This is a genomic window from Mucilaginibacter arboris (genome assembly GCF_009754915.1).
GTDB classification, from domain to species: Bacteria; Bacteroidota; Bacteroidia; order Sphingobacteriales; family Sphingobacteriaceae; genus Mucilaginibacter_A; species Mucilaginibacter_A arboris.
The window spans coordinates 68,396-83,372 of record NZ_WPIK01000001.1 but is presented as its reverse complement, the minus strand read 5'-3'; the positions used below and the strand labels follow the sequence as shown (position 1 = coordinate 83,372).

General features: G+C 37.6%; 12 protein-coding genes. 10 read left to right on the top strand and 2 right to left on the bottom strand.

What is annotated here, in order from left to right:
• Positions 1-41 precede the first annotated feature (41 nt).
• The 10 genes from GO621_RS00390 to GO621_RS00345 all read left to right on the top strand — a co-directional run bounded on the left by GO621_RS00390 (position 42) and on the right by GO621_RS00345 (position 10,511).
• Positions 42-1,025 carry a DUF6427 family protein gene (locus tag GO621_RS00390; protein WP_157562792.1) on the top strand — a complete coding sequence of 328 codons (984 nt, stop codon included), beginning with the start codon at positions 42-44 and terminating at the stop codon, positions 1,023-1,025.
• A gap of 45 nt (positions 1,026-1,070) precedes the next feature.
• Entirely contained in the window at positions 1,071-1,763 is a 693-nt protein-coding gene (gene purQ / locus GO621_RS00385) for a phosphoribosylformylglycinamidine synthase subunit PurQ (protein ID WP_157562789.1), read from the top strand.
• Positions 1,763-2,503: a type III pantothenate kinase gene (locus tag GO621_RS00380; RefSeq protein WP_157562786.1), complete on the top strand. Its 741-nt coding sequence runs from the start codon at positions 1,763-1,765 to the stop codon at positions 2,501-2,503. Before purQ ends, GO621_RS00380 begins: the two co-directional genes overlap by 1 nt.
• The gene (locus GO621_RS00375) at positions 2,500-3,804 is read left to right on the top strand and encodes a hypothetical protein (protein ID WP_157562783.1); all 1,305 of its coding nucleotides are present in this window, start codon (positions 2,500-2,502) and stop codon (positions 3,802-3,804) included. Before GO621_RS00380 ends, GO621_RS00375 begins: the two co-directional genes overlap by 4 nt.
• A 4-nt stretch (positions 3,805-3,808) precedes the next feature.
• Positions 3,809-4,396: an LPS export ABC transporter periplasmic protein LptC gene (gene lptC / locus GO621_RS00370; protein ID WP_232335556.1), complete on the top strand. Its 588-nt coding sequence runs from the start codon at positions 3,809-3,811 to the stop codon at positions 4,394-4,396.
• Between the two features lie 107 nt (positions 4,397-4,503).
• The gene (locus tag GO621_RS00365; RefSeq protein ID WP_232335555.1) at positions 4,504-6,609 is read left to right on the top strand and encodes a peptidylprolyl isomerase; all 2,106 of its coding nucleotides are present in this window, start codon (positions 4,504-4,506) and stop codon (positions 6,607-6,609) included.
• A 70-nt stretch (positions 6,610-6,679) separates the two neighbouring features.
• Positions 6,680-7,201: a DUF2480 family protein gene (locus tag GO621_RS00360; protein WP_157562777.1), complete on the top strand. Its 522-nt coding sequence runs from the start codon at positions 6,680-6,682 to the stop codon at positions 7,199-7,201.
• Positions 7,202-7,235: 34 nt separating this feature from the next.
• On the top strand, positions 7,236-8,009 hold the full coding sequence (locus tag GO621_RS00355; RefSeq protein ID WP_157562774.1) for a DUF3108 domain-containing protein: 774 nt from the start codon (positions 7,236-7,238) through the stop codon (positions 8,007-8,009).
• A 10-nt stretch (positions 8,010-8,019) separates the two neighbouring features.
• A complete protein-coding gene (locus GO621_RS00350; protein ID WP_157563616.1) occupies positions 8,020-8,598 on the top strand; it encodes a DUF3109 family protein in 579 nt (192 codons plus the stop codon).
• A 308-nt stretch (positions 8,599-8,906) separates the two neighbouring features.
• Entirely contained in the window at positions 8,907-10,511 is a 1,605-nt protein-coding gene (locus GO621_RS00345) for a gliding motility protein RemB (protein WP_157562771.1), read from the top strand.
• An 820-nt stretch (positions 10,512-11,331) separates the two neighbouring features.
• Here GO621_RS00345 and GO621_RS00340 read toward each other — a convergent pair.
• Together GO621_RS00340 and dxs are read right to left on the bottom strand one after the other, a co-directional pair.
• The gene (locus tag GO621_RS00340) at positions 11,332-11,841 is read right to left on the bottom strand and encodes a hypothetical protein (RefSeq protein WP_157562769.1); all 510 of its coding nucleotides are present in this window, start codon (positions 11,839-11,841) and stop codon (positions 11,332-11,334) included.
• Between the two features lie 1,161 nt (positions 11,842-13,002).
• Positions 13,003-14,931 carry a 1-deoxy-D-xylulose-5-phosphate synthase gene (dxs, locus tag GO621_RS00335; RefSeq protein WP_157562766.1) on the bottom strand — a complete coding sequence of 643 codons (1,929 nt, stop codon included), beginning with the start codon at positions 14,929-14,931 and terminating at the stop codon, positions 13,003-13,005.
• Between the last annotated feature and the right edge of the window lie 46 nt (positions 14,932-14,977).

Here is a 14,977-nt window from a genome sequence, read left to right as displayed (position 1 = left end):
ATATTCTGTTTTTCTGCTAATATTGCGTAAATAAACTGTGCATGGTCCAGCTTTTCCGATCTCATAACCCCATCAATATTTTCTGGCTGATTGTGCTGCTGTTTGTAACGCGCTTTAGTGCTTTGGTCCATTTTCCCGCTACTCCGGATGCTTCTTTTACCGGCCTTTTTTCGAGGCTGCTTATTGCTGCGCCTGCTCATAATTTAACCCATCAGGGCCATGTTATGTGGGCGGCAATTATTGTTTTGATACAGGCACTTTGGTTTAATTACATCATCAACAACAATAATCTGTTAGGCAAACCTTCTTTTTTGCCGGCTTTGCTTTACCTCACTGTTTCCGGTTTGTTTACTTCTTTTTTAACCTTGAGCGAGCCTTTGATCTGTAATTTTTTGCTGGTCTGGATGCTGCAAAAGCTACTCGATCTGTACCAAACAGAAGAAGCAACTGCAACAGCTTATGATCTGGGTTTGCTCGTCGGGATTGGCACGCTAATTTATTTTCCGTTTATTTCGCTTTTTTTAGTCATTTGGTTCGGGCTGCTTATTTTCCGTCCGTTTAACTGGCACGAATGGGTTTCGGCCTTAATGGGTGTTTTAACCATCTTTTTTTTTCTGTCAGTTTATTATTATTGTACCGACCAAACAGCCGCCTTCCAAAAAATCCGATCGTCTTTTGATGCACAATTGCCAGTAATAAGCAATACAAATCCGTATTATTATTTAGTGCTTGTTCCGCTGGTTTTAATATTTGTCCCGGCACTTTTCAGGCTGCAAAGCAATTTCCTTAAAAGTATGGTGATGGTGCGTAAAACATTTCAGTCGTTATTTTTTATCCTTCTGGTTGTAGCATTTGCAAGTTTTATCAAAACCGATTTCAGCTTTAACCATTTTTTGCTTGCCGTAATGCCCATTGCCGTTATTACCGCTTATTATTTTTTGTACGCTACCAAAAAATGGTTTTACGAAAGTTTGTACCTGTTGCTGTTGTTTAGCATCATCTACTTTCAGTTTAACAATTTTTAACTTTTAAATGAGGTGGTTTTTAAAGGGTTCTGTTAGTTTTGTAGGATGAAATTCGGAGTAGTAATTTTCCCTGGTTCTAATTGCGATGAGGATGTAATCCATGTATTGGAAAAAATCATGGGGCAGCAGGTTGTTCGTTTATGGCACAAAGACCATGATTTACAGGGCGCAGATTTTATTGTGTTGCCGGGCGGTTTTTCTTTTGGTGATTATTTGCGCTCCGGCGCCATTGCCCGTTTTTCTCCGATTATGCAGGAAGTGATCCGTTTTGCAGATAATGGCGGATACTTATTGGGGATTTGTAACGGATTTCAGATTTTAACAGAAGCCGGACTGGTTCCGGGAGCGTTGCTGCATAATCAAAACCGTAAATTTATTTGTCGTAATACTTATATAAAAGCACAAACCAATAATTCGCTTATCACTTCTCAGGTTGATGTAAATAAAGCTTTAAAAATTCCTGTTGCCCATGGCGAAGGAAATTTTTATGCTGATAAAAACAGCATGGAAGAATTGAACCAGAACGATCAGATCCTTTTCCGTTATTGTGATGCTGCCGGAAATTATTCTGATGAAGCAAATGCAAACGGTTCTATGGAAAATATTGCAGGTGTTTGTAATAAAAACCGGAATGTTTTTGGATTGATGCCGCATCCTGAACGCGCAGCAGATAGTTTATTGGCAAACCAGGATGGACTTGCAATTTTTGAATCGATACTATCGGTTGCCAACGTCTGATGGTTAACCTGGTTTTTGATATTGGTAATACTTTTGCCAAAGTTGCTGTTTTTAAGGAGCAAAATATTTTGTGGACAAAGCGTTACCGGCAAATAACAGAAACCTTGATTAACAAAATACTAATCAAATTTAAACCGGAAAGAGCCATTATTTCTTCAGTACAAAACAAAATATTTTTGTGGGAAGCCATGCTGGAAAAGCAATTGCAAACGTTCAGGTTTCAATACCAAATGGCAAAAACGATCAGCAATCATTATGAAAACCCTGAAAAATTAGGATTAGACCGTTTAGCTGCTGTAGTTGGGGCACGTTTTTTATACCCTAAAAACAGCAATCTGGTTATTGATGCAGGTACTTGCGTTACTTATGATGCAATAGATGTACAAGGAAATTATTATGGCGGCAGTATTTCTCCCGGTTTAAAAATGCGGTTTAAAGCGTTAAAGCATTTTACTAAAAAGCTGCCTTTAATAGAAGCAGAACAAGGTTTTGAAAAACCAGTTGGAAACAATACTAAAGAAGCTATCCTTTCGGGCGTACAAAACGGTTTACTTTTTGAGGCAGAAGGATTTATAAAAAAACAAATAGAACAACAGCAACATACAAATATCCTATTAACCGGCGGCGACCTTAATTTTTTTGATACTCACCTTAAAAGTAGCATCTTTGCCGCTTACGTTAAGCCGGAACCCTATTTAGTTCTAAAAGGATTGAACGCAGTTATACATCAGCAAGAATGATTAATCGTACCAGAAAAACTTTACTTATACTTTTAACTATATTTTCGGCATTGAAGGCTTCGGCTCAATCTACCACCAGTTCGCCTTATTCTAAATTTGGTTTAGGTGATTTACAGGAGCAAGCTTTACCACAAAATATGGGCATGGGCGGTATTGCTGCAGGTGTACGCACCGTCGGTGGATATAATAATATCAACATGCTTAATCCGGCTTCGTATTCTGCCATTGGTTTAACCACTATTGATATTGGCGCTTATGCAACCGTTAACACTTTAAGCAACAGCTCGGCCAAACAAACCGGCGCAGATTTCAGGCTTAACCACCTTGCTTTTGCCATTCCGGTTACTAAAGGAACTTCTGCTTTAAGCTTTGGCTTGCTGCCTTACAGCGATTTGGGCTATAACTTTAAACAGGTTACTAAAATTGATACCAATACCGTTAACAGTGTTTATGGTGGCGAAGGCGGTTTATCAAAAGCCTATTTCGGATATGGTTTCAACTTGTTTAAACACCTTAACCTCGGTTTTAACGTTTCCTATATTTTTGGAAACCTGCGCCAAACAAGTTCTGTAGAAATCCCTGATTATTATGTATCTTCTTTCAATACGCGTATCGAGAAAAGCCAAAGTATTAAAGGTTTAAATTACGATTACGGTTTGCAGTACGAAATTGGTTTATCTACCACATCAAGAGTTGTTCTGGGTTATTCCGGTTCTTTAAAGTCAACCATAACTTCTTCAACCAAATATGTTTCTACACAATATTTAATTGACCCAAGCAGCGGTTCCGAATCTACTGCTGCCGATACTACTTACCTCCGCCAGGGCAGCAATGTTAAAGTTGTATTGCCGCTGATACAGCATTTCGGTATCTCTTACCAAAAAGATTATCATTATTTAATTGGTGTTGATTATAGCCGGGGCAACTGGTCGCAACTTACAATTGATGGAGTAAACCAAGGCCTTAATAATACTGAATCTTATCATATCGGCGGACAAATCACCCCTAATCCTAACGCTTTAAATAGTTATCTGGCCGTAATGGATTACCGCCTGGGTTACCAGTACAATAAAACTTACGTTCGTACTTCTGGTACAGATATTAACGAATCTGTGTTTTCTTTCGGTTTAGGTTTGCCTATCCGCTCTCAAAACCGCAGCGCTTTTTATAAAGTTAATTTTGCTACCGAGTTTGGGCAGCGCGGCACGTTGGCCAACAACCTGATCAAAGAAAATTTTGTCAATTTCAGGTTAAGTTTTTTGCTAAACGACCGCTGGTTTAATAAGTTTAAGTTCGATTAGATTTATGAGGCTATCCATTCCGGTTAAAAATTTTTCGACCCAATGGTTAATGCTTCTTTTACCAGTGTTTTTTTTTTCTTGTGAGAATGATCTGAAAAAAGTTCAGCAAATATCCAGCAAGGAAGTAAATAAACCTGTGGAAACTACCATTGGTGTTGATGTAATTTATAGTGATTCGGCCAAAGTAAAAGCCAGGATGACGGCGCCAATTATGCTTAATTATACTGCCACAAAAACAGTAAAGCCTTATTACGAAATGCCAAAGGGTGTGCATATTGATTTTTACGACCTGAAGCAAAAAATAATCAGCACAGTAACTGCAGAGTATGCCATTACCAAAAACGAGAGTAAAATTATAGAGCTTCACCGAAATGTGGTGGTGGTAAACGATAAGGGCGATACCTTTAAATCCCAGGAACTGATTTGGGACCAGTTGGCAAAAAAGTTTTATTCTAACCAGTTTTCTACCTTAACTACTATAGATGGCAATACCATCAGCGGAAGCACTTTTCGTTGTAATGAAGATTTAAGCAATCCGGAGTTCCTGCAATCTACAGGAAACTTTAATGTAAACCAAGGAGTAAATCCTTAAAAACATTAAAAACAAATACCGCAATTTCATGTATCGGTTTTTTATCAAAAGTTGTATCTTGCGCCCTCTTTTTTAAGCATTTAAATGAACAATTTTTTATGGGTATAATGAGTTTTTTGCGGAACCGCTTAGGTTTGATCATGGTAATTGTGATCGGTTTAGCGCTTTTCGCATTTATTATTGGTGAAGTAGTGCATTACGGAAGTTCTTTTATGAACGGCGACCGTACCACTATTGGTGAAGTGGCAGGAGAAAAAATCAATTACGATGATTTTAGTAGTAAGCTGGAGCAGAACATGCAGAATTTCAGGCAGCAGTCTAACCAGGCAAGTCTAAATCCGCAAATGGTTAGTTATGTGCAGCAAACTACCTGGAACCAGGAAATCAGTCAGATTATCGTGCAAAAGCAAATCAGCAAGTTAGGGATTACGGTTGGCGATGATGAAAGCAAGGCTTTAATTCAGGGCAGTAACCCAAGCCCGCAAATTATACAGGCTTTTACAAACCGTGAAACCGGACAATTTGACCGCCAGCAATTAGCTGCTTTTCTGGGAAATATTAGCTCTACCAAAGCAGACCCGGCAACCAAAACCCAATGGGCAAATTTTGTAAACCAGATTATTGAAGGTAAAAAATCAGAGAAATATCTTTCCATGATCCGTAACGGGCTTTACGTAAACTCTCTGGAAGCAAAAGAAGATTACGAAGCACGTAATAAAATTGCCAATTTTAAATATGTTGCTTTAGATTATGCTTCTATTCCAGACAATCAGGTGAAGTTAACCGACGAGGATTACAATACGTATTATAACGAGCATAAAAACGAATTTAAAAACCCGGAAGAAACCCGTTCTTTTAATTATGTAGTTTTTAACGCTGCACCATCCAAAGCTGATACTGCTGTTGTAAAAGAGCAGATTAATAAACTCTTAGAAAGTTTTAAAGCTTCTAAAAATGATTCGCTTTTTGTCGCCATCAACGCTAATACGCCTGCACCTTTGGTTTATCAGAAAAAAGGGCAATTAGAACCGAAGTTGGATTCTGTAATGTTTAATGCAACGCCGGGCTTTGTTTACGGCCCTTATTTTTCTAACGGAGCTTATAAAATTGCTAAATTAGTTAATACTGAAGTTGGCCCGGATTCTGTAAAAGCGCGTCATATTTTGATCAACCCGGCAACGGAAGGAGGAGTGGACAAAGCTTTAGCCAAAGCTGATTCTTTGAAAAAACTGATCCAGGGCGGAAAATCATTTGCTGATCTGGCTAAAACTAATTCTGTTGATGGTTCTGCTGCAAAAGGAGGCGAACTGGGCACTTTTGCACGTGGCGCAATGGTCCCTGTTTTTGAGGATGCTGTTTTTAATGGCAAAAAAGGCGACTATAAAATTGTTACTTCGCAATTCGGTGTTCATTTAATTGAAATTGAGGATCAGAAAGGATCATCCAAAGTGGTAAAAGTTGCTGTGGTTGATAAAGCGTTAATGCCGAGCAGCAAAACACAGTCTGCTGCTTATGCCCAGGCGCAAGCATTTTTAAGTAAAGTTTCTGGTAGTTCTTTTGATCAGGAAATCAAAGCAGAAAAACTTAAAAAATTAACTGCAGATGATGTTACGGCTACTGCATCTGCTGTAGCAGGACTGGAAAACGCACGCGATGTAGTAAAATGGGCTTTTGGCGCTAAAAAAGGTGATGTATCAAACCAGGTTTTTGAGTTGAACTTAACTAACCAATATGTTGTAGCGCAGTTACAAGCCATCAAACCAAAAGGGATATTGCCACTTGATTTAGTTAAAAAGCAAATTGAACCGGCTGTACGCAACCAGGTAAAAGCTAAACAACTGGAAGATAAATTAAATAATGCCTTAAAAGGAGCATCGGATTTAGACAAAGTTGCCGCTGCAGTTGGCGGAAAAGTTGTACCGGTACAAAACGTTGTTTTTGCAAACCCGATTATTCCGGGTATTGCACAGGAAAATAAAGTAATTGGCGCTATTTTCGGTTCGCCTCTACATAAAGTATCGAAAGCAATTGAAGGCCAGAACGGCGTTTACGTTTTTACCGTAGATAGCTTTAATAATCCGCCGGCATTAAACAATGCTTTAAAAGACCGTCAGCAAATTGCCCAGGCAATGGTTCAACGCATGGATACAGATGTATTTAATGTGTTAAAAGATAAGGCCAACATAAAAGATTACAGAGCTAAGTTCTTTTAAATAAAGCATTACTATAATTTTGCATCCGGAAATCAGTTATACTGTTTCCGGATTTTTTATTTTAATCAACATGGACATTCAGGAAAATATAGTTAATAAAGTTGCACAAAGTGGTTTGGCAACTTTTGATCCGGCAAGCCTTTATCCAAATGGCGAAAGGGTTTTGTACGACATAAAAGATAATCTTTTTCACGGCCTGATGCTGCGGGAAAAGGATTTCCGGGAGTTTATTAAAGAGCATGATTGGGCGCAATATCAGAATAAGTTTGTAGCCGTTACCTGCTCTGCTGATGCGATTGTTCCGACATGGGCATATATGTTACTAGCCAACAAAATGGCCCCTTATGCTAAAAAAGTAGTTTTTGGCAATTTAACTACCTTAGAAACAGTGTTGTTTGAAGAAGCAATAAATAACCTGGATCTGGAAAAATTCAGGGACCAGCGTGTCGTGATAAAAGGCTGCGGAGATATTGCCGTACCAGAATCAGCTTATGTAAGCTTAACCTTTCGCTTAACTTCAGTTGTAAAAAGTATTCTTTACGGAGAACCTTGTTCCACAGTTCCCGTTTATAAGCGCAAAGAGTTAGTTTAAAAAACAGAATTTACCGGCTTACCAATTACTAATTATGGCAAAAATATTATGGGTACCAATTGCTTTTATAATTATGCTGCATCAATTAGTAGCCGCACAGGAATTAGTAAAAAAGAATACCCTCGCTTTTAAAGATGGCGAACAATTGAGCTACCGTTTAAAATATGGTATATTTTCGGCAGCAGAAGCAAATTTAAGAATAGAAGAAAGCGGGATTAAATTTGATGGAAACCCTACTTACCATATTATAGTAGATGGCAGGACAGCCGGGAGTTTTGATGTTTTTTTTAAAGTAAGAAACCGGTACGAATCGTTTATAGACCGTACAACAACGCTTCCATATTATTATACTGAGAACCGGCGTGAAGGGAAATACCGGCGGACAGATAAGGTAAGTTTTGATTATGAAAACAAAAAAATAACTGCCCAAACCGGTACTTTTCCGTTTAAAGGAATGGTTTTTGATCTGCCTTCGGCTTTTTATTTTGCCCGTAACCTTGACCTGTCTAAAATTAAAGTTGGTGAGGAACTGACCCTGCAATATTTTTCAGAAAAAAAGGTAGAAACGCTGGGTATTACTTATCTGGGAAAAGAAACCGTTACCTGCGATTTAGGAACATTTAATTGTTTAAAATTTTCCCCTGCTATTGTACCGGGCCGAATTTTCCGTAAAGACAGTAAATTGTACCTGTGGATTACCAACGATGGTAACCGGATACCTATAAAAGCACAGGTAGAAATTTTGGTAGGTACAGTAACGTTGGAAATAACCAATGCAAAAGGGTTAAAATATCCGCTTAATCCATAAGTAGAAAATGATGATAGAAGTAAATAGCACCCTTGTACATGAGGATGTGATTAGTGAGAATTTTGTATGCAATTTAAACCGTTGCAAAGGTGCTTGTTGTGTAGAAGGTGATTCCGGCGCGCCGTTAAACCTGGATGAACTGAATGTACTGGAAAAGATTTATCCTGCTGTAAAACCATACATGACAGCTAAAGGCATAGAAACGATAGAGCAGCAGGGAACTTCGGTGGTAGATTTTGAAGGTGATTATACTACACCTTGTGTAGATGGCAATAAAGAATGTGCTTATGTAACCTGGGAAAACGGCATTACAAAATGTGCTATCGAAAAAGCATACGAAGCAGGTGCTACCGATTGGAAAAAACCAATTTCCTGCCACCTTTATCCTATCCGTGTAACCAAATATCCTGAGTTTGAAGTTTTGTATTACGACAGATGGAGCATTTGCAGCCCTGCCTGCTCCTTTGGAAACGAATTAAAAGTAAGTGTTTACCAGTTTTTAAAAGATCCTTTGATCCGAAAATATGGCCCTGATTGGTACCAGGAACTGGAAGGGCAGGTTGCAGCGATGGCACAATCTGAAAAATAGTTTTCTTTTCTTTGGGCCTGTTTAAAATTTGTTCAACTTATTTTCTATGCTTCTTTTATCACCTAAAAAGTAACAAAATTTAGTGCTTTTTGCGCCTTTGGCCTTTATAGAAACAAAATTTTACAAGCATAAAAGAAGCATCCTTAATAAAAAAATTAAACAGGCCCTTTAATTATTTTAATATTTGTGCCGTATAGGCGGCAAAGAGAATAGTAGTTTCACTGGTTGCAAATAAAAGCTCATTACTAATCAGATCTTGCTGATAGCTGATGCTGTTTTTATCATACAAAAATACATTAAAACAATACATGAAAAAAAAAATACTTTTTGTAGCCGTCATTTTACTGATTAAAATAAGTGCCAATGCGCAGTCTGTTTATCTGCCTTATGCTTATCAATTTTACCAGAAATTAGATTCAAGTGTATATTCCAATCAATCCAGGTTTCATAGTTCAATGAAACCCTTTTTAGTGGATGATCCACTAATCAGTCAGCAATATCAATCTTTAATGAATGCAGGTGTGGATTCTGTAGGTAAAAGAAGCTGGGTTCATCGTAAATTATTTAATGAGCATTTAGTCGATATCAAAAACAAAGAATATACTGCTTTTTTTGATTACTTACCAGATCTTACCGCTGGCAGGGATTTTTCTGGTAATAGAACAACCTGGTTAAACACACGTGGCTATCAGGTTGGCGGCACAATCGGTAGTAAATTTTATTTTTATACCAGCGGATATGAAAACCAGGCCGTATTTCCAAACTATCTAAATAATTATATCAACAGCATTGGTATCGTTACCGGGCAATCATACGACAGGAATTATGGCACGAATACTAAGGACTGGTCTTACGTTACTGCTTTATTGTCTTACACGCCAATCAAATATCTCAATATTACTTTGGGTCAGGATAAAAACTTTATTGGCGATGGTTATCGTTCAGTATTATTATCTGATTTTGCATCTAATTATCCATTTTTAAAATTAACCGGAACATTAGGCAATGTGAGGTATATGGCAATGTGGGCAAACATGCAAGACCCATTAGCACCAAAGTTATCCTACCAGGATGGTAACCGCCAGAAATGGGGCGTTTTTCATTATCTGGATTGGAACGTAAGCAACAAAGTATCTTTAGGCTTTTTTGATTCTGTAATTTGGGCGGATAAAGATGATCAGGGAAATAAGCGCGGCTTTGATTTTAATTACGTTAATCCGTTTGTTTTTCTTCGCCCGGTGGAAGCCAATATCGGGTCTGGTGATAATGCTTTAATTGGCTTTACCGGAAAATATAAATTTGTGGATAAGTCAGCGATTTATGGACAATTCGCATTGGATGAATTTCATTCAAAAACATTTTTCTCCAACAACGGGAGTTACTTTAATAAATATGCCTGGCAATTAGGAGTTCGCGGAGCCGATTTGTTAGCAGTAAAACGGTTAAATTATTTATTGGAATTTAACAATGCCAAACCATATACTTATTCCGAGGTTAATGCCATTATTAATTATGCACAAAATGCAGAACCGCTTGCGCATCCTTTTGGCGCAAATTTCCGCGAAGTTGTTGGAATTTTAAATTATTCTATCGGCCGGTTTGACTTTTACGGACAAGCAGAATTTGGGCATTATGGTTTAGACCCAACTATAACCGATAATTATGGGAAAGATATATTTAAACTATATCCAGATGCGTCTAAATTTGTAGGAAATTACACCGGACAAGGTATTACCACTAATTTATATTATGGCGAAGGCCGTATCGCTTATATGTTAAATCCAAAATATAACCTGCGTTTAGAACTTGGCGGCATCCTTCGCCAGGAAAAAAACGCTTTAAGTACCAATAATACCGCTCTGGTTACAATTGGCTTGCGCAGCAGTTTCCGCAATCTGTATTCTGATTTTTAGGGTTGAGGGAAGTGCTTTATAATCAGGGTTAGGTTAAGTGGAAAATTTCATCCCCTTCTACTTTAGTAATTTGGCAAACTTGATCACCCAAAAGTGAAAAATCTGCGTTTTCTTCATTTTAAACTGGCCAGTTTCTTAGAAGGAGGCCAGAACTCTATTACATCCTTTTGGACAAATAGATGCTTTTTATAAGATATGGTCGAACCAACAGTAACAACCGTATAACTAAACATCAACCATAGATTATTAGGCGACGATATTATAAGCCCATCATAAGGATTAAATATTAGGTATAGAACTGGAAACAGTACGGCAATACCAACTATAACTAGCACTTTTAACCTGGTTGTTAATGTGCCAGTTTTACTAATCCAACTAGTCAACGCCCAGAACATTAAGAGGCTAACAAGTGAATAAAGAAAGCCTTTTGCCAGTAACATAACATATGCGAATAGTAGAATATTGAACTGGTCATCTGGATGGTTTTGTAATGTCCTTAAAAGCAGAATCAATAAAAATAGTAATGGAGAAAGTAGTATTGTAGTCAGCCATACTTTTAAAGTATAAATAAGAATATCGTATTGCATATATTTATGATTCAAGTTAATCTTATGTTGAATAAAACTACGCTGCCCTATATAGGGCAGCAGAATTACATTCTTCCAGATGCCAATGTTTAATGATAATAACCTATGGCGAGAGTCTTCGTTTTTTTTTAAACTTTTCTGTTGAAAAGAAAGATCCGGATATGGTTTTAATGCGAATTACCTGTGTTTCTTAGTAGTTTACCATCTATACGACGCAAAAAGGATTCATCAAATTAATTCACTGTTGAGATTGAATCAATAACTTCCTTGCCATAAAAACTTCTTACGCTGTCGGTTAACTTCCCGTGATACTTACGAATCATTTCAGCAGCCTTGTCAAAAGGAAAAGACTTATTAAAGGTTATTATCAACGGTATAGGTGCAAACGGGTTAGAAGCCTTTAATAATCTATTTCGAAAGTAAATATAATTTTTATTAAAATAAAGAGTTACGCCGACACAGCTTTCAGGTCCACCATCAACTTGGGACATTCCTATAGGTATCAATTTTACTATCGGTAATTCAAGCTTCGTAAAAACAGTAGCTAACGTCTTACCTTTATAATATTTTTGATTACGAATAAAATTTTCTCTCATATAAGACGAAGAATCACCGGAAAACGAAACCAATCTTTTATAGTCCTGCTGTACATAAATAGAAGCTGGACTATCTATTGCCCATAAAGATAAAGCAAGAACCGCTAAAAAAAGGTTCAGCACCGATCTAATATCTGTCGTTTTCATATGTCTAACAATCTGCATCCTAATTAGCGTTGTCTAGGTCATCTCTTAAAATTACTCCATTTTTTTGAAATTACCATCCTCATCTATTTTAGTATCAAGCCTTCTTTAAAAGCCATTTTCCTTAAATCTTTGAGGAAGCTGTTGAAGAGATATTTAGTAAGGGCTACACTTTAAGTTATAACGCTCAAGTAGAAACATTTGAGGCTTTTGTTGTGGGTTAAGAATTTCATAAGTTAGTAGCACGATAGCAATACGACTACAAGTTAAAACAATCAATAAAAATGGAATCATTTATATACAGCTTTAAGGTATGGATAACTAGTGTATTTCTTGGACCACTGGTTTATTATCCTGTGAGATTGATTATGGAACCACAAGATCCGCATGCATTCAGTTACGGTTTCCAATTTATGTTACTGTTTTCTTTGCCGAGCTTTATTTTATCTATAGTGATAGTAGCACTTGTACGAGCGATTACAATCAATCAGCTTATTAGAAAACTAATATTGTCTATAACAGGGATTTTACTCACCGCCATGCCATCATATCTATTACATAAGGTGTGGACACATCAGAATTCAGAAATCACTATCGCTTACGGTAGCATTGTAGTAATTGGAATATGGTTTTACAATTTCTGATAGAATTTCCTTAAAATAATTTTCAAAGTTGTCAATAGTTCTAACATACATGTAGTCATCATAAGACCATCCTGATCTTTTAAATAAAAGTAGCCCCTGGGCATAATGATTTACAATGCTTTTCCTATTACATTTAAACGAACGTATTTCTGTAATCAGGGTTTGCACAACACAAATTCATTTTTCGATTCTTAAACCATTACATAAAACTATTACACAAACTACATTACACCTAATCAATGTTTTTGGACGTTTAAATGTAACAGCTGACTATATGCGTGCTAAACGGTAAAAAGAAACAATAAACAAGATCCTTCGATATGCATAGGATTGGATTAATAATGATGCTTCTTTTATCCTATAAAAATTGGTGCTTGTATCAATTTAACTCCATCAAAAAGCCAAATGCTTATCATTTTGTAGGTAATAAAAGAAGTATAGGAAATAATTTGAACAGCCCTAAGCCCGGAAATAAAATGGATAACTTTTGGTTTAAGTTTTTATGCCATTAAAAGAAGCATCACGAAGCTATAGTTTGCGTTGCTCTTTTTACAGCTAATTTTTTTACTTGTGTAGAAATAGATGCAGCATCATAACCGCATTCTGCCCATAATTCAGGTTGCTCGCCATGTTCAATAAAACGATCTGGAATACCTAAACGCACTACTTTTGCTGCATAACCTTTATCAGCCATAAATTCTATTACTGCGCTGCCCATTCCACCTTGCAGGCAACCATCTTCAACGGTAATAACCTGGTCAAACTTTTTAAATACTTCGTGCAGCAGCTCTTCATCCAGTGGTTTAACAAAACGAAGATCGTAATGTGCAGGATAAATACCTTCCTGGTTTAAGGTTTGTACTGCTTTTACCGCTTCATTTCCAATCGTGCCGATAGTTAAAATGGCAACTTCTTCTCCATCACAAATCCTTCGCCCTTTGCCAATTGGTAAAGCTTTCATTGGTTTCTGCCAGTTTACCATTACGCCATTTCCACGAGGATAACGAATTGAAAACGGCCCCATATTTTCCTGCTGTGCTGTAAACATCAGATTTCTGAGTTCTTCTTCGTTCATTGGGGCAGAAACAATCATATTAGGGATACAACGCATATAAGCCAGGTCATAAGCGCCATGATGTGTCGGGCCATCAGCGCCGGCTAACCCCGCCCGGTCTAAGCAAAAAACAACGTTTAGTTTTTGTATCGCAACATCATGGACCATCTGGTCATAACCACGCTGCATAAAGCTGGAATAAATATTACAGAAGGGAACCATGCCTTGTGTAGCCAAACCAGCCGAAAAAGTTACCGCATGTTGTTCTGCAATCCCCACATCAAAAGCTCTTTCCGGCATCGCTTTCATCATTAAATTTAACGAAGAACCGGAAGGCATAGCAGGGGTAATGCCTATAATTTTAGGATTATTTTCTGCAAGTTCTATAATCGTTTCGCCAAAAACATCCTGGTATTTGGGTGGCTTTGGTTTATCGTAAACGGGTTTTTTTATTTCTCCTGTAATTTTATCAAAAAGGCCGGGTGCGTGCCAAACCGTTTGGTCTTTTTCTGCCAAAGCATAGCCTTTGCCTTTAACGGTAATACAATGCAGCAGTTTCGGTCCCGGAATATCACGCAAATCTTTTAAAACCTTTACCAATTGCTTTACATTATGCCCGTCAACCGGGCCGAAATACCGAAACTGTAAAGATTCAAAAAGATTGCTGTTTTTAAGGATAGTCCCTTTAATGCTTTTCTCCAGCTTTTTTGCAATCTGGAAAGCATCAGGGCCAAGGGCAGAAATTTTAGCTAAAATATGACTGACTTCATCGCGGAAACGATTGTAAGAACGCGAAGTAGAAATATTGGTCAGATATTCTTTCAGTGCACCAACGTTCGGGTCGATAGACATGCAGTTATCATTCAAAATAACCAGCAAATTAGAATTTTCGATACCGGCATGGTTCAAAGCTTCAAAAGCCATTCCGCCTGTCATCGCTCCATCGCCAATAACGGCAACATGCTGGCGGTCGTGCTCGCCTTTTCGGTGCGAAGCAACAGCCATACCTAAAGCAGCAGAAATAGAAGTGGAAGAGTGGCCAACGCCAAAAGTATCATAAATACTTTCAGCACGTTTTGGGAAACCGCTGATGCCTTTATACAACCTGTTTGTATAAAAAATTTCGCGGCGGCCGGTTAAAATTTTATGCCCGTAAGCCTGATGGCCAACATCCCAAACCAATTGGTCATAAGGGGTATTTAAAACATAATGAAGTGCAACAGTTAATTCAACCACACCTAAACTCGCACCAAAATGGCCTCCGTTAACAGAAACAATATCAATAATATATTGCCTCAGTTCCTGAGATATTTCCGGGAGGTCTTCTTCATTAAATTTCTTTAAATCAGAAGGGTAATTAATCTGCTGTAAAAGTTTACCCGCCTGTACTTCCATGTGTTTGTTATGCTGTTTTTAACTATACAAAATTAGATTATTTGGT

Bases quoted from the DNA above. Each gene is read 5' to 3' on its own strand.
- GO621_RS00365 (WP_232335555.1), top strand. From the start codon at position 4,504: ATGAGTTTTTTGCGGAACCGCTTAGGTTTGATCATGGTAATTGTGATC.
- lptC (WP_232335556.1), top strand. From the start codon at position 3,809: ATGAGGCTATCCATTCCGGTTAAAAATTTTTCGACCCAATGGTTAATG.
- GO621_RS00345 (WP_157562771.1), top strand. From the start codon at position 8,907: ATGAAAAAAAAAATACTTTTTGTAGCCGTCATTTTACTGATTAAAATA.
- GO621_RS00390 (WP_157562792.1), top strand. From the start codon at position 42: ATGGTCCAGCTTTTCCGATCTCATAACCCCATCAATATTTTCTGGCTG.
- dxs (WP_157562766.1), bottom strand. From the start codon at position 14,931: ATGGAAGTACAGGCGGGTAAACTTTTACAGCAGATTAATTACCCTTCT.
- GO621_RS00340 (WP_157562769.1), bottom strand. From the start codon at position 11,841: ATGAAAACGACAGATATTAGATCGGTGCTGAACCTTTTTTTAGCGGTT.
- GO621_RS00360 (WP_157562777.1), top strand. From the start codon at position 6,680: ATGGACATTCAGGAAAATATAGTTAATAAAGTTGCACAAAGTGGTTTG.
- GO621_RS00355 (WP_157562774.1), top strand. From the start codon at position 7,236: ATGGCAAAAATATTATGGGTACCAATTGCTTTTATAATTATGCTGCAT.
- GO621_RS00380 (WP_157562786.1), top strand. From the start codon at position 1,763: ATGGTTAACCTGGTTTTTGATATTGGTAATACTTTTGCCAAAGTTGCT.
- GO621_RS00350 (WP_157563616.1), top strand. From the start codon at position 8,020: ATGATAGAAGTAAATAGCACCCTTGTACATGAGGATGTGATTAGTGAG.
- GO621_RS00375 (WP_157562783.1), top strand. From the start codon at position 2,500: ATGATTAATCGTACCAGAAAAACTTTACTTATACTTTTAACTATATTT.
- purQ (WP_157562789.1), top strand. From the start codon at position 1,071: ATGAAATTCGGAGTAGTAATTTTCCCTGGTTCTAATTGCGATGAGGAT.